Annotated in this window: 18 protein-coding genes; 5 read left to right on the top strand and 13 right to left on the bottom strand. The window is 71.0% G+C overall.

What is annotated here, in order from left to right; translation table 11 throughout:
• Positions 1–12: 12 nt before the first annotated feature.
• Entirely contained in the window at positions 13–516 is a 504-nt protein-coding gene (locus ACZ7LT_RS23915) for a MarR family winged helix-turn-helix transcriptional regulator (RefSeq protein WP_471238123.1), read from the bottom strand.
• A gap of 144 nt (positions 517–660) precedes the next feature.
• Here ACZ7LT_RS23915 and ACZ7LT_RS23910 point away from each other — a divergent pair, with 144 nt between their 5' ends.
• Entirely contained in the window at positions 661–1491 is an 831-nt protein-coding gene (locus tag ACZ7LT_RS23910; RefSeq protein ID WP_471238122.1) for a dioxygenase family protein, read from the top strand.
• Here ACZ7LT_RS23910 and ACZ7LT_RS23905 read toward each other — a convergent pair.
• Entirely contained in the window at positions 1469–2476 is a 1008-nt protein-coding gene (locus tag ACZ7LT_RS23905; RefSeq protein ID WP_471238121.1) for a questin oxidase family protein, read from the bottom strand. The genes ACZ7LT_RS23910 and ACZ7LT_RS23905 overlap by 23 nt on opposite strands.
• Before the next feature lie 446 nt (positions 2477–2922).
• On the opposite strand from ACZ7LT_RS23905, the gene ACZ7LT_RS23900 reads away from it, so the two are divergent.
• Complete coding sequence (locus ACZ7LT_RS23900) at positions 2923–3921, top strand: sigma-70 family RNA polymerase sigma factor (protein ID WP_471238120.1); 999 nt, start codon at positions 2923–2925, stop codon at positions 3919–3921.
• 72 nt (positions 3922–3993) lie between these two features.
• Here ACZ7LT_RS23900 and ACZ7LT_RS23895 read toward each other — a convergent pair whose 3' ends face one another.
• Positions 3994–4953 carry a helix-turn-helix transcriptional regulator gene (locus ACZ7LT_RS23895; protein ID WP_471238119.1) on the bottom strand — a complete coding sequence of 320 codons (960 nt, stop codon included), beginning with the start codon at positions 4951–4953 and terminating at the stop codon, positions 3994–3996.
• Between the two features lie 64 nt (positions 4954–5017).
• Here ACZ7LT_RS23895 and ACZ7LT_RS23890 point away from each other — a divergent pair, with 64 nt between their 5' ends.
• Positions 5018–6640, top strand: coding sequence for an MFS transporter (locus tag ACZ7LT_RS23890; RefSeq protein ID WP_471238118.1), 1623 nt, complete (start codon positions 5018–5020; stop codon positions 6638–6640).
• A 96-nt stretch (positions 6641–6736) separates the two neighbouring features.
• Here the strand turns inward: ACZ7LT_RS23890 and ACZ7LT_RS23885 are convergent, their stop codons facing one another.
• From ACZ7LT_RS23885 to ACZ7LT_RS23875, 3 genes are all read right to left on the bottom strand, one after another.
• Positions 6737–7636 (bottom strand): DUF6227 family protein, encoded by a 900-nt coding sequence (locus ACZ7LT_RS23885; protein ID WP_471238117.1) that lies wholly within the window; start codon positions 7634–7636, stop codon positions 6737–6739.
• A 116-nt stretch (positions 7637–7752) separates the two neighbouring features.
• A complete protein-coding gene (locus ACZ7LT_RS23880) occupies positions 7753–8781 on the bottom strand; it encodes a P1 family peptidase (RefSeq protein WP_471238116.1) in 1029 nt (342 codons plus the stop codon).
• A 44-nt stretch (positions 8782–8825) separates the two neighbouring features.
• Positions 8826–10076, bottom strand: a complete 1251-nt coding sequence (locus ACZ7LT_RS23875; protein ID WP_471238115.1) for a low temperature requirement protein A — start codon at positions 10074–10076, stop codon at positions 8826–8828.
• 279 nt (positions 10077–10355) lie between these two features.
• Between ACZ7LT_RS23875 and ACZ7LT_RS23870 the strand changes: the two genes are divergently transcribed.
• Positions 10356–10550, top strand: coding sequence for a hypothetical protein (locus tag ACZ7LT_RS23870; protein ID WP_028797639.1), 195 nt, complete (start codon positions 10356–10358; stop codon positions 10548–10550).
• A 16-nt stretch (positions 10551–10566) separates the two neighbouring features.
• Here ACZ7LT_RS23870 and mscL read toward each other — a convergent pair whose 3' ends face one another.
• The 6 genes from mscL to ACZ7LT_RS23840 form a co-directional block, all read right to left on the bottom strand.
• Entirely contained in the window at positions 10567–11118 is a 552-nt protein-coding gene (gene mscL, locus ACZ7LT_RS23865) for a large conductance mechanosensitive channel protein MscL (RefSeq protein WP_471238113.1), read from the bottom strand.
• 111 nt (positions 11119–11229) lie between these two features.
• Positions 11230–11793: a hypothetical protein gene (locus ACZ7LT_RS23860; RefSeq protein ID WP_471238112.1), complete on the bottom strand. Its 564-nt coding sequence runs from the start codon at positions 11791–11793 to the stop codon at positions 11230–11232.
• Between the two features lie 174 nt (positions 11794–11967).
• A complete protein-coding gene (locus tag ACZ7LT_RS23855) occupies positions 11968–12816 on the bottom strand; it encodes an S-methyl-5'-thioadenosine phosphorylase (protein ID WP_471238111.1) in 849 nt (282 codons plus the stop codon).
• Positions 12817–12912: 96 nt separating this feature from the next.
• Positions 12913–13242, bottom strand: a complete 330-nt coding sequence (locus ACZ7LT_RS23850; protein ID WP_471238110.1) for an FmdB family zinc ribbon protein — start codon at positions 13240–13242, stop codon at positions 12913–12915.
• Between the two features lie 68 nt (positions 13243–13310).
• Positions 13311–14600: an MFS transporter gene (locus ACZ7LT_RS23845; protein WP_471238109.1), complete on the bottom strand. Its 1290-nt coding sequence runs from the start codon at positions 14598–14600 to the stop codon at positions 13311–13313.
• A gap of 238 nt (positions 14601–14838) precedes the next feature.
• Positions 14839–16371, bottom strand: coding sequence for a potassium/proton antiporter (locus ACZ7LT_RS23840; protein ID WP_471238108.1), 1533 nt, complete (start codon positions 16369–16371; stop codon positions 14839–14841).
• 271 nt (positions 16372–16642) lie between these two features.
• Between ACZ7LT_RS23840 and ACZ7LT_RS23835 the strand changes: the two genes are divergently transcribed.
• Complete coding sequence (locus ACZ7LT_RS23835) at positions 16643–19405, top strand: penicillin acylase family protein (protein ID WP_471238107.1); 2763 nt, start codon at positions 16643–16645, stop codon at positions 19403–19405.
• Here the strand turns inward: ACZ7LT_RS23835 and ACZ7LT_RS23830 are convergent.
• Positions 19389–19997 (bottom strand): 5-formyltetrahydrofolate cyclo-ligase, encoded by a 609-nt coding sequence (locus ACZ7LT_RS23830; protein ID WP_471238106.1) that lies wholly within the window; start codon positions 19995–19997, stop codon positions 19389–19391. The two genes, ACZ7LT_RS23835 and ACZ7LT_RS23830, sit on opposite strands and share 17 nt — an antisense overlap.
• Positions 19998–20088: the final 91 nt, after the last annotated feature.

The raw sequence follows: 20088 nt of genomic DNA, 5'->3' as shown, positions 1-20088 counted from the left end.
GGTTCCCTGAAGTCAGCGGAGCCAGGGCAGGTCCGCGTTCGGGTCCGTGGGCTGGAGCCCCTCGGCCATGACCCGCATGATCTCGCCGAGCTGCCCCACCTGCTCCGTGCTGAGCCGGTCGAACATCGCCTGCCGTACGGCCTCGACATGCCCCGGCGCCGTGCGCCGCAGCACCTCGAACCCCTCGTCCGTGAGGCAGGCGTTCTGGCCGCGCTTGTCGGAGGCGCAGTCCTCGCGGCGGACCCAGCCGTTCTTCTCCAGCCGTGCCACGGCGTGCGAGAGCCGTGAGCGGGTGATCTTGGTTTCCCTGGCCAGTTCGGTCATCCGCATCCGGCGGCGGGGAGCCTGGGAGAGCTGGACCAGCAGTCCGTAATAGATGTGCGGCATCCCGGCATCGCGCTGCAACTGGCGGTCGAGATGGTCCTCCAGGAGGGTGGTGGCATGGAGGTAGGCGCGCCAGACCCGCTGCTCCTCGTCGCTGAGCCAGCGGGGCGTGCCATGGGATGCGGTGGTCATGCGTCCAAGCTTACGGACCATTCTTGAAAGTTGAACAAGATGGCCCTAGGCTCGTCATGTCCGATGAGCTTGAAGATTCAAATACACGTGGCATGTGTACGTGATCCCAGGACTGAACCCAAGGACTGATCCAAGGACTCTGTGATGAGCGCTCCCCCGCGGATGCCCGCCCTCTATCTCTCCCACGGCGCCCCGCCGCTCGCCGACGACCCCGTCTGGCCCGGTCAGCTCGCCGCCTGGTCCGCTGCCCTGCCCCGCCCTGCGGCGATCCTGATGGTCTCCGCCCACTGGGAAGAGGCCCCGCTCGCTCTCGGCGCCACCGAGACCGTCCCCCTGGTGTACGACTTCTGGGGCTTCCCCGAGCACTACTACCGGGTCCGGTACGCGGCCCCCGGCGCGCCCGCGCTCGCCGATTCCGTACGCAAGCTGGTGCGCGGCCCCGGCACTCCGGTCCAGGACATCGAGGACCGGGGCCTGGATCACGGCGCGTACGTCCCGCTGGTCGAGATGTTCCCCACCGCCGACATTCCGGTGCTTCAGATCTCCATGCCGACCCTCGACCCGGGGCGGCTCATGGAGATCGGCCGCCGGCTCGCGCCACTGCGGGACGAGGGCGTGCTGATCGTGGGCAGCGGGTTCTTCACCCACAATCTCGCCGCGCTGCGGCACACCGGCCCGGCAGTGCCCGGCTGGTCGGCGGAGTTCGACGACTGGGGGCGGCGCGCGCTGGAGGCCGCCGACGTCGACGCGCTCCTCGACTTCGCGCACAAGTCTCCGGCGGGCGCGCTCGCCCACCCGCGGACCGAGCACTTCGCGCCACTCTTCGTGACCCTGGGCGCGGCGGACGCGGCCGGGGAGCTGGACGCGGGCCGCAGCGTCATCGACGGCTTCTGGATGGGCCTGGCCAAGCGCTCCGTCCAGTTCGGCGCGGCCGCCGCCCAGACGTTCCCGATCAGCGGAACACCGGGGGATTGAGGGCGATCGCGCGGGCCGCGGCGGCCAGGGCGACCCGGTCGCCCACATCGAGTGCGGTGTCGGTGAACTTGATCGTGTGGTCGTCGCCGTGCGCCGCCGCCTGCTCGAAGACCTCCTCGGCGGTGAGGCAGGTGGCCTTGTACGGCGCCGGCCTGCCGGGTGCGTACGCCGCCGTGACCGCCGCGCTCGCCGTCCACGCGGCCGCCAGGCTCGCCGCCCACAGCTCGCGGGGGAGTGCCGGCAGGGTCCGCAGGACGGCGTTGGGGGCGGTGGCCGCGTGCACGAGCATGACCGGCTCGCCGTGTCCATGGGTCGCGTACCGGTGGGTCGCCGCCGCGACGAGCTCGGTCAGCCGCTCCCGTGCGGCCTCCGGGTCGGGAGCGAGACCCCAGAGCGGGAACGCGGTCAGCTGGTCGAGACGGTCCCTGATCCCGCCCTCCTGGAGGGGTACGGGCCGTACGGCGTCCAGGGCGGTGGCCGCGTCCGGCGCGGGGGCGAGGGTCGTGAGGTCCGCCAGCGGCTGGTGGCGGGCGGCCCAGTAGCCGAGTGCGTGGGCCAGCTCGACGACCCGGGGTGCGGTCTCCTCGCCGTCCAGGAGCGTGCGTACGGCATGGCCCGTGCGGATCACCGGATGCGTGGCCCCGCCCGCGATACCGGGCAGCAGCCGCGGCCACCACCGCGCCAGCACCTCGCGCCAGGGCCGCTCGGCGGTCTCCCGCTCGAAGTAGCGCGCCCAGTCGGCGATCCGGGCCGGGTCGCCGAGCGCCTCACGCCAAGTGGCGTCGGTGACCGGCGTGTTGAGGGGTGGCATGTCCTCCAGCTTGGCGCGGTAGTGGTCCAGCCAGCGGTGGACGACCGGCGCCTGGCCGTGCCGTACCAGCGCTTCGACGGCCATGGGGCCGTGGTTGCTGAGCCAGCCGTTCCGCTCAGGCCCGGCGGCGTGCAGCCGCTCCAGCGCCTCGTCGAGGATGCCTGTCGTGTCCATGGAGGGGACTGTAGGAGCGGGGCGGGGTGGCCCGTAACGGGCTGTGGACCTAGGCGGGCCCGGCCTGGGACCTAGGGCGGAGGCCCGGCACGTCGGTTTCTCGTCCTGGTGGAGCCGGTTTCTCGTCCTGACGGACGGTTTCGGCGCCCGGATCGACAATTCGGACATCGCGAGCAACCGGACGGTGGCAGGGGGCGTCTTCCGGGTGGGAAGCGGGGTGTGGTCAGGGAGCTACGCAAGAGCCCCCGGAGCGCCTCCGCCCCCGGCCTGACCTGCACTTCTACGGGCCTCTGCGGCACCCGTCCGCCCCCGGCGGCGGTACAGGGTACTGCATGATCACGAAAATCGATGGGCGGCTTGGGAATTCTGTCCCGATTCCAGTCGTTGTTTCCGTCGGATGCAGGGCACCCGAAGGGTGTCGCGACCTACTCAGCAAGGGAGCACGCATGGCAACCCGTGCCGTCGCCCGCCAGTCCACCGCCACCGATGGAACCAGCCGGGCAAGCAGCGTTCGCGCCGTGGGCGGGGAGATCGCCGACCGCGACCTGGTCGGCATGTACCTCGACGAGATCGCGCGCACGCCCCTGCTCGACGCCGCCAAGGAGGTCGAGCTGTCGCAGACCATCGAGGCCGGTGTCTACGCCCAGCAGATCCTCGACAAGGAGGTCGACAGCGACGCGGGCGGGGCCAGCCGGGAAGAGCTGGAGGCACTCGCCGCCGAGGGGGAGCGTGCGAAGGACGTCTTCATCCGCTCCAACCTGCGGCTCGTCGTCGCCGTCGCCCGGCGCTACCCGCGCAGCGGTCTGCCCCTGCTCGACCTGATCCAGGAGGGCAACGCCGGCCTGGTGCGCGCGGTGGAGAAGTTCGACTACGCCAAGGGCTTCAAGTTCTCCACGTACGCGACCTGGTGGATCCGCCAGGCCATCACCCGCTCCATAGCCGACCAGTCCCGCACGATCCGGCTCCCCGTCCACCTGGTGGAGGAGCTGGGCCGCATCCGCCGCGTCCAGCGCGAGTTCAACCGTGAGAACGGCCGCGAGCCGGAGCCCGCGGAGGTCGCCGCGGAGCTCGGCACGACCCCGGAGCGGGTCCTGGACGTCCTGGACTGGGCGCGCGACCCGGTGTCGCTGAACATGTCCGTCGACGACGCCGGCGAGACGCAGTTCGGCGATCTGCTGGAGGACACCTCGGCGATCTCGCCCGAGCAGTCGGTTCTCTCGCTGCTGCGCCGCGAGGAGCTCGACGACCTGATCGGCAAGCTCGACCACCGCACGGCCTCCATCATCCGCATGCGCTACGGCATCGAGGACGGCCGCGAGCGCACGCTGACGGAGGTCGGCAAGGAGCACGGCCTCACGCGCGAGCGCATCCGCCAGATCGAGAAGCACGCGCTCCTCGAACTGAAGAAGATGGCCCGCGACACCGGCTTCGACGCCGTGGCGTGATGCGCCGGCCGCCGCACCACGTCCGGGCCTGGGCTCCCTCGGGGGAGCCCAGGCCCTTTTTTCGCGTACCGGCTACTCCCGCACGGCGTGGGCCAGGCGGTCCGCCAGCTCGCCCATGTACGTGATCAGTGACTCCGGGGCGTGGACCGTGAAGGCGCAGTCCATCATGGCCAGCCGCATCGACAGCCACTCCGCCGACTCCGTGGAGCGCGTCCGCAGGCGACAGGTGGTCGGGGATTCAGGCGCCAGCGGCAGATGGGCCGGGAGGCGGGCGGCGACGAACTCCGCGGGGGCGTGGAAGGTGACGTCGAGGTCGAGCTCCGGCTGGAGCCGGGACATCGAGTGCTTCAGGAAGCGAGCCGCGTCCCCCTTCGGCAGCTCCCGCGGGGTGTACCTCGCCCCCGTCGCGAACGGCTCGCTCACCCGGTCCAGCCGGAACGAACGCCAGTCCTCCCGCCCCATGTCGTACGCCACGAGGTACCACCGCCGCCCGGTCGACACCAGCCGGTACGGCTCGACCAGCCGCTTGGACTCCGTACCGTCCCCGGCCCGGTAGCCGAACCGCAGCCGCTCCCGGCCCGTGACCGTCGCCGCGATCGCCGTCAGCGTGTGCGGATCGACCGTCGCGCCGTCGCCCCGGGTCAGCGGGATCGTCGCGGCCTGCAACGTCGACACCCGGTGCCGCAGCCGCGACGGCAGCACCTGCTCCAGCTTCGCCAGCGCCCGTACGGACGCCTCCTCGATGCCCTCGATGGCGTGGCCCGCGCCGGCGCGCAGACCGACCGCGATCGCGACCGCCTCCTCGTCGTCGAGGAGCAGCGGCGGCATGGCCGTGCCCGCGACCAGCCGGTACCCGCCCACGGCACCCTTCGTCGCCTCGACCGGGTAGCCGAGGTCGCGCAGCCGGTCGATGTCCCGGCGGATCGTGCGCGGGCTGACCGCGAGCCGCTCGGCGAGCTCGCTGCCGGGCCACTCGCGCGGGGTCTGGAGGAGGGAGAGCAGGTTCAGGAGTCGCGCCGGGGTGTCCGTCATGTTCTCCAGGATGCCTGGGTATCTAGGACATGTCCTGGCCTATATGCCGCCTAAGTTCTTCCGCATGACCTCCTCCCCCTCCATCCAGGACGCCTCGTCCAAGGAACCCGACGTGCCCGGGCGCGCCGTTTCGACGGTCGTTTCGCCGACCGTTTCGCCCGCCGCGGACCGGCGTCGCTGGCTCGCCCTCGCGATCGTGATGACCGCCGCCTTCATGGACCTGGTCGACGTCACGATCGTGAACATCGCGATCCCCAGCATCGAGCGGAACCTCGGCGCCTCCTTCGGCGCGATCCAGTGGATCACCGCCGGGTACGCGCTCGCCTTCGCCGCGGGCCTGATCACCGGCGGTCGTCTCGGTGACATCTACGGCCGCAAGCGCCTCTTTCTCTTCGGGATAGCGGGCTTCACCCTCGCCTCCGCGCTCTGCGGCTTCGCCGCGAACCCGGAGATGCTGGTCGCCTCCCGCCTGCTCCAGGGCGCGATGGCGGCGATGATGGTCCCGCAGGTGCTGGCCATCGTCCACGTCACCTTCCCCGCCCATGAGCGCGGCAAGGTCTTCGGGCTCTTCGGTGCGATCGTCGGCTTGGGCGCGGTCTCCGGACCGCTGCTCGGCGCGCTGCTCACCCAGTGGAACCTCTTCGGCCTCGAATGGCGCCCGATCTTCCTGATCAACCTGCCGGTGGGCATCGCCGGTCTGATCCTGGGCAGGAAGTTCATCATCGAGTCCCGCGCCCCGAAGGCGCTCCGGCTCGACCTGGTCGGCGTCGTCCTGATCACGCTCGCCCTGCTGATGCTGATCTACCCCCTCACCCGCGGCCGTGAGCTGGGCTGGCCGCTCTGGGGCCACCTGTGCATGGCCGGCAGCGTCCTCGTCTTCGCCGCCTTCGTCGCGTACGAGAAGTACAAGACGAGGAAGGACGGCTCGCCGCTCGTCGAGCTGTCGCTGTTCAAGGTGAAGAGCTTCGCGGGCGGTATCGCGGTGCAGCTGACCTTCGGTGTCGTGATGGGCATCTTCTTCCTGGTCTGGACGCTGTACATGCAGATCGGCCTGGGCTGGAGCGCGCTGAAGGCCGGTCTGACCGGGGTGCCGTTCTCCCTGGCGGTGTCGGTCGCGGCGGGCATGTCGGTGCAGAAGCTGGTGCCGCGGTTCGGGCGCAAGGTGCTGCAGGCGGGTGCGCTGACACTCGCGGCCGGGCTGCTGCTCTACATCTGGGAGGCCGGCCGGTACGGCGCCTCGATCGCGCCGTGGCAGATGAGCCTGCCGCTGATCGTGATGGGTCTGGGGATGGGCCTGATCGTGGCCCCGCTGACGGACGCGGTGCTCTCGGAGGTGCCCCGCGAGCACGCCGGCTCGGCGTCCGGGCTCATCAACACGGTCGGTCAGATGGGCAACGCGCTGGGCCTGGGTCTGGTGTCGGTGGTCTTCTTCTCGGTCGTCGACGACATCCGGCCCGAAGGCGGCCCGGCCGCGAGGACGGCCGGTTTCACGGACGCCTTCCAGAGCTCGCTGTGGTGGGTCGTGGCGGTGCTCGGTCTGATCTTCGTGGTGATGTTCGCGCTCCCCGCGCGGCCGAAGCAGCACGCGGAGGCCGAGGCTGTGGAGTCAGAGACCGCGGAGCCGGAGATCGCGGAGTCCGAGGCTCTCGCCTCGGCCGAGGCCCGCAAACCGGCGCTCAGCCGCTGAGGCCGGCGCCGAGGACGCGAAGGCTCCGGAGGGGGCCCTGCGAGTGACACCGGAAGCCGTCTCCCCCACGGGAGGCGGCTTCCGGCTGTCCGCCTGTCAGCGGACTCGGGAGCGGTGTTCCATCGCCTCGCGGGCCGCGCGCTCCTCCACGTACACCTCGCACATGTGGCGGCCGTCCGGCGTCGCCGTGTGTTCGACCTCCCACAGGCTCAGCTCGCTGCCGTCCAGGAGCAGGAACGCGTGCTCGTAGAGCGTGAAGCCGGCCCTCGGGCTGCTGCCGCCCCGCACCGCGCAGTGGCGGCCGAACGCCTGCGTGATGTGGTGCGCGAAGGCGGAACGCAGCCGGGCCGCCGTCTCCTCGCCCGGCCGGTCCGCGTTCTCCGCGCGCCGCAGCACCCGGCGGGCGTGGTCCGCCGAATTGTCCGGCACGTACATCCGCGGCCGCGTCGGGATCGGCTTCGCCATCAGCCGGGCCAGCAGCCGCAGATCGCCGTCCAGGTCCAGGATCTGGTCCTGGTCCTGGTCCTGGTCCTGGTCCCGGATCTGGTCCCGGTCCCGGTCGAGGGGCTGTGCGCGGCCGGGAGCCTCCGTGCCGTCGCGGCCCCGCGCCGCCGCGCCCAGCGCCCCGCCGACGAGCGGCAGGCGGGACGCGGCGAGAGCGGCCTCCGACTCGTCCGTGTAGAGCTCGTGCTGCTCGGCGCCGTCGCGCCCGGTGTTGTGGACCAGCTCCCACAGCGTCAGCGACGTCCCGTCCAGGAGCAGATACGAGTGCTTGTACGTCGTGCGGTGCCGCGCCGCACTGTGGTGCGAGGCATGCAGCGAGCTGGAGTGCGCCAGAGCGGACTCCAGGCGCTCGACCGTGGTGTCGGGCAGGTCGAAGGAGTTGAGCGCCCGCCCGAGGAGTCGCTCAAGGTGCGTCTCAGTCGTCTCGTACGGATCAGCCGGATCGTACGGAGCGTTCGGATGGTTCAAGGGGTCTCCAGGCCGTCGCCGCATGTCACTTGGTGCTTGCTTAACGTAGTCCCTTGGTCTGACATCGCGTCCGGGGTTCGGCAAAACGAAGGGGGCGCTCGGGAAGTTCCCGTGCGCCCCCAACTCGCCGTAACCGTACGTCAGTCGAGGTGGTAGAGGTCGCGGTACGAGGGGAACGTCCCGCCCGCCCCCTCGACGCCTTCCGCCGACAGAACCGCCCGTACGATCGCCCTGGTCACCACGTCCGCACCCGCCTCGAGTACCGGGTTCAATGCCAAGAGACCCCCTTCCAGAGGCCGTTCGCCCGTCGCCAGTGCGAACACCGTGTCACCGTCGTTGAGCAGGTGCACCGGGCGCACGGCGCGCGCGATCCCATCGTGCGCCGTCCCGGCAAGCTTGTGCGCCTGTGCGCGGGTGAGGTCGGCGTCGGTGGCGACGACCGCGAGGGTCGTGTTCAGCGGCTGCGCCCCGTTCCGTTCCGCCGCCTCCGCGAGCCGCCGCCGGGCCGCCGCGTGGACCTCCGGCTCCGGGTACTCCGGGCGGCCGTCGAAATACCGCCCGTACAGCACGCCCGTCTCCGGATCAACCGCCGAACCCACCGCGTTGACCACCACCAGCGCCCCGACCGTCACCCCGGAATCCAGGACCGTGGACGCGGTGCCCACGCCGCCCTTCAGCCCGCCGACGACCGCGCCGGTCCCCGCCCCGACCGCGCCCGTCGGCACCGGCGCGCCGAGCTCCGTGGCCGCCGCGGCCTCCACCGCCGCGCGGCCCGTCGACGCGTCCGGCCGGGCCCGCCACTCGCCGCCCCGCCCGAGGTCGAACAGACAGGCCGCCGGGACGACGGGCACGACCTGCGACGGGTCCGGACCGACCCGGACCCCCCGCCCCCGCTCCTCCAGCCAGGCCATCACCCCCGCCGCCGCCTCCAGGCCGTACGCGCTGCCGCCGGTCAGCGTCACCGCCTCCACGCGCTGCACCAGATTCCGCGGATCGAGCGCGTCCGTCTCCCGGGTGCCGGGCCCGCCGCCGCGTACGTCGACGGCAGCGATCACCCCGCCCGGCGGCGCGAGGACGACGGTGGTACCGCTGAGCGCGCCCGGACCCGCCACGCGCGCGTGGCCGACCCGAAGGCCGGACACGTCCGTCAGTGCGTCGTTGATGGTCATGCCACCTGCGTATCACGCGGGCGGCACCGACCACTTGGGCTCCCTCACGCCATCGCCGCTTCTTCCCGCCGTCGCATACGGGCGGTCAGGGTCACCCCGGTGGCGACCGTCGCGGCCGCCACCAGTCCGGCCGCGAAGACGGCCCACCGGCCCGCGAACGAGCAGCACAGCACCGCCAGCGCGGAGACTGGCAGCACCATCTGCTGGGCGATGCCCACCTTGAAGTACCGGGCGTGCAGCCCCCACACCGTCAGCAGATAGATCGCCGTCGGGACGGTCACCGCGCTCGCCGCCGCCAGCGTCGAGATGTGCGCCTTACCGACGGTCTGCTCCACCGCGATCTCGATCCCCGCGCCGATCGCCGCCGCCGAGGTGAAGATCAAATAGTGGCCGTAGCCCCACAAGAACCCCTGCTTGTTCGATACGAGCCGGTCGTGCGCGGGCACCACGAAGTAGATCCACCAGGCCGCGAAGACGATCAGCAGCCCGCCCGCGGCGATCGGCAGCAGCTCGTCGAGGGCGTCGTTCTCGTCGATCCCGGACTTCACCGCGACCGTCGCCGCGGCGATTGTCTCGCCGAGGACGATGATCGTCAGCAGCCCGTACCGCTCGGCGATGTGATGCGGATGCCACTGCGTGGTCACGTCCTTCTCCGCGAACACCGGCACGGCCATCTCGGCCACCGCCATCCCCAGGAAGACCCACGGGCGTGCGCCCTCCGGCGTGAACAGCAGCGCCGTCCAGCCGACCTGGCACAGCATCACGCCGCCCGCGTAGCGCAGCGCAGTCGTCCGCTCCCCGCCGGAGGCATGCCGCGCCGCGCGCAGCCACTGGAAGACCAGCGCGAGCCGCATCACCAGATAGCCCAGCCATACGATCAGGAAGTCGTGGGCCTCGAAGGCCCGTGACACCCCGGCGGCGAGGATGAGCACACCGGCGATCTGGACGAGGGTGACCACCCGGTAGAGCGCGTCGTCGTTGTCGTACGCCGACGCGAACCACGTGAAGTTCATCCACGCCCACCAGATCGCGAAGAACACCATCGCGTAGTTGGCGATCCCCTCGCCCGTGTGGTGCTCGGCGACCGCGTGCACCAGCTGCGCCCCGGCCTGGGCCACGGCCACGACGAAGCAGAGGTCGAAGAAAAGCTCGAGCGGTGTGGCGGGCCGGTGCTCCTCGGTGCGGCTGCGGGAGACCAGTGGCCGCAGTGGGTGGGGCGGTGATGCGGGGTGGCGATGGTGATGGTGGCCCTGCCCTGATGAGGCACCGGGCCAGCTTCCGGGCGTGTGCGTCATATGCCCAGAACAGCAGAGCCGGGACGGACCGGCCGTCAGACGCGCGGCGCGCCATCCGAGGGACCGCCTCACCCCGCCGCAGCTCAAACGGGCTGAAACGGATCAGACCACCTTACGGTGACCGGGTGACCGAGCCACCGCAGCGCTCCACCGCCCCGTCGCCCGCCACACCGCCCGCCCCGGTCCACCCCGGGTCTGGTCGTCCTCGGCCTGTGGCTGCTGGTACCCGAAGGACCGCTGAGCCGAAGGGCCGCTGGAACCCCGGCGTACCCTTGTCGTATGAGTACCGCCCCCGCTCCCGGACCGCGAGACGCGAAGCAGCCGAAGCCCCAGCCGAAGCTGATCTTCGACGATCCGCTGGACCAGCAATCCGCGGACGATACGGACCGTGGGTGGGGCGAGCGGCCTCCGGGCGGCGACAGCGCCGCCGATCTGGCGCGCTTCCTCGACGAGAAGCCGCCGCACCACCTCTGATGCCGGCCGACGCCGGCTAGGGGGTGGTGCCCCCGCCGCCACCGGTCCCGCCCGGGCCCGCCGTACCCGTGCCACCCGGGCCTCCCGCACCGCCGGCGCCGGCGACCGTACCCGCCTGCCGCTGCTCGGCCAGCAGGTCGCGGATCTCCTTCAGCACCTCGATCTCGCTGATCTCCAAGGTCTCCTGAACGCCTTGCTTCGCCCGCTCCAGGGCCGCCCGCCGGGCCAGGTACTTCGCCATGGGCAGGACCATCAGGAAGTAGACGACGGCCGCGGTGATCAGGAAGCTGAGGACCGCGCTGAGGACCAGGCCCCACATGATCGGGATGCCGGAGACCACCTCCCCGGCGGCGTTCACCTCGCAGGGGCCCTTGAGGCAGGACTGGTAGCTCTCCAGGTCCTTGGTGCCGAAGGCGCCGACCAGCGGATTGATGACGCCCTTCACCACCGAGTTCACGATGTTGGTGAAGGCGGCACCGATGACGACGGCCACCGCGAGATCGATCACGTTCCCGCGCATCAGGAAGGCTTTGAAGCCTGCCATCACGCTTTCCTTCTTCGAGCTCACCAGGGCGCCTTTCGTCACGTGTGCAGTTGGCTGAGCCATTAGGCCGCGCATGGCGCGGGGCAGTCCAATCCGTACGCACAGACCGATGACTTGACGGTGCGTCAGTACGAATCAGCACAAGACCACCGCCAGTCGCGAGGACACCCCCGCACCGGCCAGCGCCGTCGCCGTGGAGCGCGGCACCGACAGGACGACCAAGGCTCCGCCGTCCGGAGAAGTCTCGCGTGATTGCGGAACTCGGTCCACTCGAGCGCCCGTAGCCACCACGCGCGCCTCACTCGCCTCCCCCGTGGGCGAGTTGGCGGCGGCGATCACATCGACCCGGTCGCCAGGCCGCAACAGCCGTACGGTCGCGGCGTCCGCGATCCGTACCGGCGCCGCCACCATCCGCACCGGCCGTGGCCGGGACGCGGGCGCACCGGCGACCGCGGCCGAGGCGCTCGCCCTGGGCGGCCCCGCGGCGACCGAACCTCCCGGCAGGCCCTGCCCCATCGCCGCCAACGCGGCCGCGGTCATCGCCAGCCCCGCCGCCAGCGACCTGCGTCGGCGCCGCATGGCCCGCCGCAGCCGAAGCCGCTGCGCTCCACGGCGCACCCGCACCGGCGGGAACGCGGGGACGCCCCGCAGCCCGGGCACGGCCGAGGGAGAAGAGGAAGAGGGAGTGCAGGACGTCATCGCGAACACCGCCTGTCGAAAGGGGTTCCCGGCCTTTCCGGTCACCGCCCCACGACGATCCCGCACCCCGCCCGATCCCGCTCCGGCCTGTGCACTACCGGCCAGTTGTGGAAAACTCCCTCACCCACACAGGTGAGGGCCCGGGCAGGTGAGGCCCGGGCAGCCGCCCGCCCCCTACGGCAGCTCGATCCCCAGGTCCCAGCCGTCGTGTGCATGCGTGCACAGGCAGTCCCGGTCCACGGTCTCGGGCAGCGCGCCCACCGCGTCGAAGAGCACCTCACGCAGCCGCCCGACATTCGCGCCGAACACCTTCAGGACCTCGGTGTGCGAGACGCCCTCGCCGGTCTCGGCGCCCGCGTCCAGGTCCGTCACCAGCGCCATCGACGTGTAGCAGAGCCCCAGCTCACGGGCGAGGACGGCCTCCGGGTGCCCGGTCATGCCGACCACCGACCAGCCGGCCGCCGCGTGCCAGCGGGACTCGGCGCGGGTGGAGAAGCGGGGGCCCTCGATCACGACCATCGTGCCGCCGTCGACGGCGTCCCAGCCGCGCCCCCGGGCCGCCTTCAGCGCGACGCGCCGCCCGTCGGGGCAGTAGGGGTCGGCGAAGGTGGTGTGGACGACGTTCGGGACGCTCCCGTCCGGCAGCGGCTCCCCGTCGAAGAAGGTCTGCGCCCGGGACTTCGTACGGTCCACGAGCTGATCGGGGACGAGCAGCGTGCCGGGCCCGTACTCCGCCTGGAGGCCGCCCACTGCGCACGGTCCGAGCACCTGTCGTACGCCCACTGACCGCAGGGCCCACAGGTTGGCCCGGTAGTTGATCTTGTGTGGGGGCAGGGTGTGGCCGCGTCCGTGCCGGGGCAGGAACGCGACCTGCCGGCCGGCGACCTCCCCGATGAACAGTGAGTCGCTCGGGCTGCCGTACGGGGTGTCCACGGACACCTCCGTCACGTCCTCCAGGAAGGAGTAGAAGCCCGATCCCCCGATTACGCCTATGCCCGCGTACACCTGCGCGTTGGTCGCCATGACGGTCACCCTAACAACGGGCCGCGCGCCGGTGACCTGATGCCGAAGACCCCGCCGTCAGGAAACGGCGGGGTCCGGATGAGTCCGTGGAGTCGCTCAGGCGGCCGAGCTGGAGCCCGTGGACGCCGACGTCGAGGAGGACGAGGCGGCCGGCTTCGAGTCCGACGAGGACGACGAGCTGGAGTCCGAGGAGGCCGAGGAGGTCGTGGACGACTTCGACGACGACGCCGGCGAGCTGCTGGACGACGAGCCGCGGCTGTCGTTGCGGTAGAAGCCGGAGCCCTTGAAGACAATGCCGACCGCGGAGAACACCTTCTTCAGGCGTCCCTGGCAGCTCGGGCACTCCGTGAGGGCGTCATCGGTGAACTTCTGCACCGCCTCGAGGCCCTCGCCGCACTCGGTGCACTGGTACTGGTAGGTCGGCACTTGTCTTCCTCCTGGCACTCTGACTCGATGAGTGCTAACGACTGTCCATACTGACGTATTCCTGTGAATCAGTCCACCGTCACAGGGACGCGGTGACCGACACCACGTGCCGCGATCCGTCCGGCGGTCCGCCCGGCCGGGGCCGGGGCGAGGCGCGAACGCAGCGCCAGGAGGGTGGCCAGCGCCAGCGCGGTACCGACCAGGGGGACCAGGAATCCGGTGCTGGCGCCGTGGGCGTCGGCCAGCCGTCCGGCGACCGTCACGGCCGCCGCCTGGCCCAGGGCCACCGCGCCGGTGAGCCAGGTGAAGGCCTCGGTACGGGCGGAGGACGGCACCAGCGACTCGACCAGGGTGTAGCCGGTGATCAGGGCCGGTGCGATGCACAGGCCGACGACCAGGCCCAGCGCGCCGAGCAGCAGCACGGAGTGGACGGACCAGAGCAGCGAGGCGGCCACGGTCAGACCGGCGTAGCCGAGGATCAGACGGCGGCGGGGGCCGATCTTCCAGGCGATGGTGCCGCACGCGATGCCGGCGAGCATGTTGCCCGCGGCGAAGATCCCGTACAGCAGTCCGTTGGCGCCCGGGTTGCCGATCTCCTCGGTGAAGGCGGTCAGGGAGACCTGCATGCCGCCGAAGACCGAGCCGATGCCGAGGAAGGCGACGATCAGGACCCGGATGCCCGGGATGGACAGGGCGGAGGCGTGCCGTTCGGCGGTGGCCGAGGCGACCAGGCCGTGGGCGGGCTGGGTGGCGCGCTGGGCGGCGAAGAACAGGCCTCCGACCAGGGTGAGCACCGCCTCGGCGATCAGACCGGCCGCCGGGTGGACGCCGGTGCACAGGGCGGTGGCCAGGACCGGTCCGACGACGAAGGTGAACTCGTCGGTGACCGACTCCCAGGCGGCCGCGGTCGGCATCAGAGGGGAGCGCTCCAGCTTGGCCGCCCAGCGGGCCCGCACCATGGGGCCGATCTGCGGGACGGACGCGCCCGTGGGCACGGCGGCGGCGAACAGGGCCCACATGGGGGCGTCCGCGAGGGCCAGGGCCACCAGCGCGGAGACCGCGACGGTGTGGATGAGGACGCCCGGGACGAGCACGGCGCGCTGGCCGAAGCGGTCGGCGAGCTTGCCGCTCTGCGGGGCGAACAGCGCCATGGAGACACCGGTCGCGGCGGCGACAGCGCCCGCGCTGCCGTAGGAGCCGGTGGTGTGCTGCACGAGCAGGACGATGCCGATGGTCAGCATCGCGAACGGCTGCCGGGCCAGGAAGCCGGGCAACAGGAACGAGAGGGCGCCGGGGGTGCGCAGGAGTTGTCCGTACCCGGGGCGCTTCGCAGCGGACGTGGTGACCGTGGATGCCACGGTCCTTGCCTTTCTGCCGCCTGGTAGCGCTCCCCTGGGTGTCGGGAGCCGCCGAGAGCTGTCCTCTTGCGCGGAACTGCGGTAGATACCAGGCCCCACTGCGAGGGTGCCACGGCCGCCATACGGTCGCGCCAGCTCTGCGTCAGGCAGAGTTGGTCGATCAGTGTGCCTTCATGGTACAGGGGGTGGCGATGATCCGCCTGGGAAAACGCCAACCCCTTCCCTTGTGCACCTGTGATTAACCGGACGTCCGTTTGCCGACCAGGCCCTCCCAGAGGCCCTTGAGCCGCTTCACGCGCGCGTGCTCCCCCTCGCTCGCGGCGCTCGCGCCGCCGGTCCCCAGCCAGCCGGCGAGCTTGCCGCCCTGTCCGACCGCCCGCAGCCGCCGCTCGGCGGCGTCCCGGACCGGGTCCGTCGCCACGACCAGGAGCTCGTCCCTGCGCCGCAGCACGGTGGAGGGCGACGGTACGAAGCTCTTGCCGTCCCGTACGACCAGGGTGACCGCGGAGCCGGCCGGGAGCCGCAGCTCGGCCACCTCCACGCCGTGCATCTTGGACTTCTCGGGGATCGCGACGGACAGCAGATGCCCGCGCAGCCGCTCCAGGGGCGCCGATTCGACGCCGAGGTCGGCGGCCTCGGACGGGTCGCCGAGCCGCAGGGCCTTGGCCAGCCAGGGCAGGGTCGGCCCCTGGACCAGGGTGTAGACGACGACCAGCACGAAGACGATGTTGAAGACCCGCTGGCTGCCCTCGATCCCGGACACCATCGGGATCGTGGCCAGGATGATGGGCACGGCTCCGCGCAGGCCCGCCCAGGACATCAGGGCCTGCTCCTGCCAGGGGATGCGGAACGGCAGCAGACTGACCAGGACCTCCATGGGCCGCGCCACGACCGTCAGGACCAGGCCGATGATCACCGCCGGCCAGAAGTCGTTGGTCAGCTTGGACGGCGTGACGAGCAGACCGAGCAGGACGAACATGCCGATCTGGGCGATCCAGCCGAGTCCCTCGGCGAAGCCGCGGTTGGCGGGGGAGTGCGGCAGCTTCGCGTTGCCCAGCACCATCGCGGCCAGGTAGACGGCGAGGAAGCCGGAGCCGTGGGCCATCGCCGTGGTCGCGTACGCGACCACGGCGATGGCCATGACGGCGATCGGGTAGAGGCCGGAGGCGGGCAGCGCGACGTGCCGCAGGCCGAAGGCGCCGAGGAAGCCGACCGCGAGGCCGATGCTCGCCCCGATCGCCAGCTCCAGGGCGATCTTGCCGACCAGGACGTACCACTCGTCGACCGGTCCGACCGTGGAGAAGGCGACGACCAGGATCACGACGGGGGCGTCGTTGAAACCGGACTCGGCCTCCAGGACACCGGTGACCCGGGACGGCAGCGGCACCTTGCGCAGTACGGAGAAGACCGCCGCCGCGTCCGTCGAGGAGACGACCGCACCGATGATCAGCGCCTGCCGCCACTCCAGGCCCACGAGATAGTGGGCCCCGGCGGCGGTGATGCCCACGCTCACCGCGACGCCGACGGTCGACAGCACGACCGCCGCGGGCAACGCGGGTTTGATCTCCTTCCACTTGGTGCCCAGGCCACCCTCGGCCAGGATCACCACAAGAGCGGCATAGCCGATCACCTGCGTCAGCTCGGCGTTGTCGAAGGCGACGTTGCCGATGCCGTCCTGCCCTATGGCGACCCCGATCCCGAGGTACAGCAGAAGGCTGGGGAGCCCACTGCGGGACGAGATGCGCACCGCGGCGACGGCGACGAGCAGCACGAGCGAGCAGATGAGCAGGAGTTCATTGAGCTGGTGGACAGTCAGTGGCCGATCCCTTCTCCTCGTGCGGCCGGATCCTTTCGCCCAGCAGCCGGTACTTCGTTACCTTACCTAATCTTTAACGCTCTCTTGACGCGAGCGATCAATCGATCGGAAACCGAGCGAAGCTACGCAAGCGTGCTCCTTACTGACTCCGCGTCCGGGCCGGTGGAGCGCTGCGCCTATGGTTGCTCCAGCACTCCAGGACCACCCTGCCCCTCGAAGGACAGCGATGCCCTCCAACACGACCGCCCCCTCCGCCAAGAAGAAGGGGCGACGCGCCCGCCTGATCGTCATCGTTCTGGTGCTGGCGCTGGTCGCGGGCATCGGCTACGGCACCTTCTGGGGTGTCGACACGGTCCGGGCCTCGTATCCGCAGACCACCGGCACGCTCCAGCTGGCCGGCCTCTCGGCCCCGGTCGACGTGAAACGTGACGCGAACGGCGTCCCACAGATCTACGCCTCCACCGACGAGGACCTCTTCCGCGCCCAGGGCTACGTCCAGGCGCAGGACCGGTTCTGGGAGATGGACGTCCGCCGCCACATGACCTCGGGCCGGCTCTCCGAGATGTTCGGCAAGGAGCAGGTCGACACGGACGCGTTCCTGCGCACCCTGGGCTGGCGCCAGGTCGCCCAGCGGGAGTACGACACCAAGCTCTCGCCGCAGACCAAGAAGTACCTCCAGGCGTACGCGGCCGGTGTCAACGCCTATCTGGAGGGCAAGGAGGGCCGGGACGTCTCCGTCGAGTACGCCGCCCTCGCCTTCGCCAACGACTACAAGATCGAGCCCTGGACGCCGGTCGACTCCGTGGCCTGGCTCAAGGCGATGGCCTGGGACCTGCGCGGCAACATGGAGGACGAGATCGACCGGTCGCTCATGACCAGCCGGCTGAGCAACGCGCAGATCAAGCAGCTCTACCCGGCCTACCCGAGCGGCCTGCACAAGCCGATCCTCGACAAGGGCGGGGTCGACGGCGCCAAGGGCGAGTTCGACCCGGAGCGCTCCGGCTCCTCGGACGACTCCTCGGGCGCCGCCACTCGCGGCGGCCGGCCGAACACCCCCGGCGGCGCCGCGCAGGGCGTGCGGACCCAGCTGTCGGCGCTCTCCGAGAGCCTCGACAAGATCCCGGCCCTGCTCGGCCCCAGCGGCAACGGCATCGGGTCCAACTCCTGGGTCGTCTCGGGCAAGTACACGACCTCCGGCAAGCCGCTGCTCGCCAACGACCCGCACCTGGCGCCCCAGCTGCCCTCACTCTGGTACCAGATGGGCCTGCACTGCCGGCAGCGCAGTGCCACCTGCGGCTACGACGTCGCCGGCTACACCTTCTCCGGCATGCCCGGTGTGATAATCGGCCACAATCAGGACATCGCCTGGGGTCTGACCAACCTGGGCGCCGACGTCACCGACCTGTACCTGCAGAAGGTCTCCGACCGCGGCTACCAGTACGGCGGCAAGGAGGTGCCGTTCACCATCCGCGACGAGGTCATCAAGGTCGCCGGAGGCACCCCGCGCACCATCACCATCCGGTCGACCAACAACGGCCCCCTCGTCTCCGACCGCAGCAGTGAGCTGGAGAAGGTCGGCGAGAAGGCCCCGGTCAAGAACTCTGCCCCCGACCGCGGCGAGGGCTACGCGGTCGCCCTGCGCTGGACCGCGCTGGACCCGGGCAAGTCGATGGACGCGGTCTTCGGGCTCAACCGGGCCACGAACTTCGCCGAGTTCCGGGCCGCCGCCAAGGACTTCGAGGTCCCCTCGCAGAACCTGATCTACGCCGACGCCAAGGGCGCCGAGGGCCACATCGGCTACCAGGCCCCTGGCCGTATCCCGGTCCGCGCCGCCGGCCACGACGGCACGATGCCGGCGCCGGGCTGGGACCCCGCGTACACCTGGAAGGGCATGATCCCCTTCGAGGAGCTGCCCTACGAGCAGGACCCGAAGCGCGGCTACATCGTCACCGCCAACCAGGCCGTGATCGACGCGGAGAAGTACCCCTACCTCATCACCAAGGACTGGGGCTACGGCTCGCGCAGCCAGCGCATCAACGACCTGATCGAGTCGAAGACCAAGGACGGCGGCAAGATCTCGCCGGACGACATGCGGACCATGCAGATGGACAACCGCAGCGAGATCGCCACCCTGCTGAACCCGCTCCTGCTGAAGATCGACATCTCGGATCCGTACGTCCGCGAGGCGCAGAAGCTCCTTGAGGGCTGGGACTACACACAGGAGCCGGACTCGGCCGCCGCCGCGTACTTCAACGCGGTCTGGCGCAACGTCCTCAAGCTCGCCTTCGGCGACAAGCTGCCCAAGGAGCTGCGGGTCGAGGGCGACTGCATCAATGTGCGTCCGGCCGACTCGACCGGTCCGGTCGACGAGCAGAACAAGCTGGTACGCGAGTGCGGTGAGCGCGACCCCGACACCGCGCAGCCGGACGGCGGCGACCGGTGGTACGAGGTGGTCCGCCCGCTGCTGAAGGACGAGAAGAGCGAGTGGTGGAAGACCGCGCCCAGCCGCCGGGACGCGGGCTCCGAGACCCGTGACGAGCTGTTGAAGCGCGCCATGGAGGACGCCCGCTGGGAGCTGACCGCCAAGCTCGGCAAGGACGTCTCCACCTGGAGCTGGGGCCGGCTGCACCAGCTGAACCTGGACAACCAGACCCTCGGCAAGGAGGGCCCGAGCGCGCTTCGGACCATGCTCAACCGCGGCCCGTGGAACCTGGGCGGCGGCGAGGCCGCGGTCAACGCCACCGGCTGGAACGCGGCGGGCGGCTACGGGGTGATCTGGGTGCCGTCGATGCGGATGGTCGTCAACGTCGGCGACTGGGACAAGTCCCGCTGGATCAACCTGAGCGGCGCGTCGGGCCACGCCTACCACGCGAACTACACCGACCAGACCGATCTGTGGGCCCGCGGCGAGCTGCTCGACTGGGCCTACAGCCCGCGGGCGGTGGAGGCGGCCACCAAGGACAGCCTCCAGCTCACGCCGCGGAAGTAGGCGGCTCGAACCGGCGGACGCCCTCGGGTGTCACCACCGCGTGCACGGGGTGGTCGTGCGGCTCCTGAGGGATCCGCGTGACCACCTCGTTCGCGTACAGGAGCACGACCAGCTCCGGGACGACGCCCGCCCGGGCGAGCCGGTGCAGGACCCGGTCGTACGAGCCGCCGCCCCGGCCGAGCCGTACGCCCTCCTCGTCCACCGCCAGGCCGGGCAGGAGCACCGCGTCGGCCCGCAGGACGGCGTCCGGGCCGAGCCGGGGGCCGAGCGGCTCCAGCAGGCCTCGGGAGGCCTTCGCCAGCCGCTCGGGGCCTTCGTACACACCCCAGTCGAGGTCGTTGTCCGGCAGCAGCACGGGCAGCAGGACCCGGATGCCGCGGGTGCGCAGGGTCTCCAGCAACGCGCGCGTGCCCGGTTCCCGCCCCACCGACACATAGGCGGCCACGGTCCGGGCGTCCGCCAGCTCGTCGAGCTCCAGGGCCGTGCGGGCCAGCTGCTCCGCCGCCTCCTGGACGTCGTCGCCGGTCAGCGCGGCGCGGGCGGCGAGGAGTTGGCCCCGCAGTATGGCCTTGTCGGACATGTCGCCTGTCATGGGAAACTCACAAACCTCTCGTATGCGGCGTTATGCGAAGGAAGTTAACCGCAGCCTCAGGTTCACCACATTCCGACCGGATAGGGTGCAC

It is taken from the genome of Streptomyces sp. NPDC039465 (genome assembly GCF_055639315.1).
This window is presented reverse-complemented; position numbering and strand designations above follow the sequence as displayed.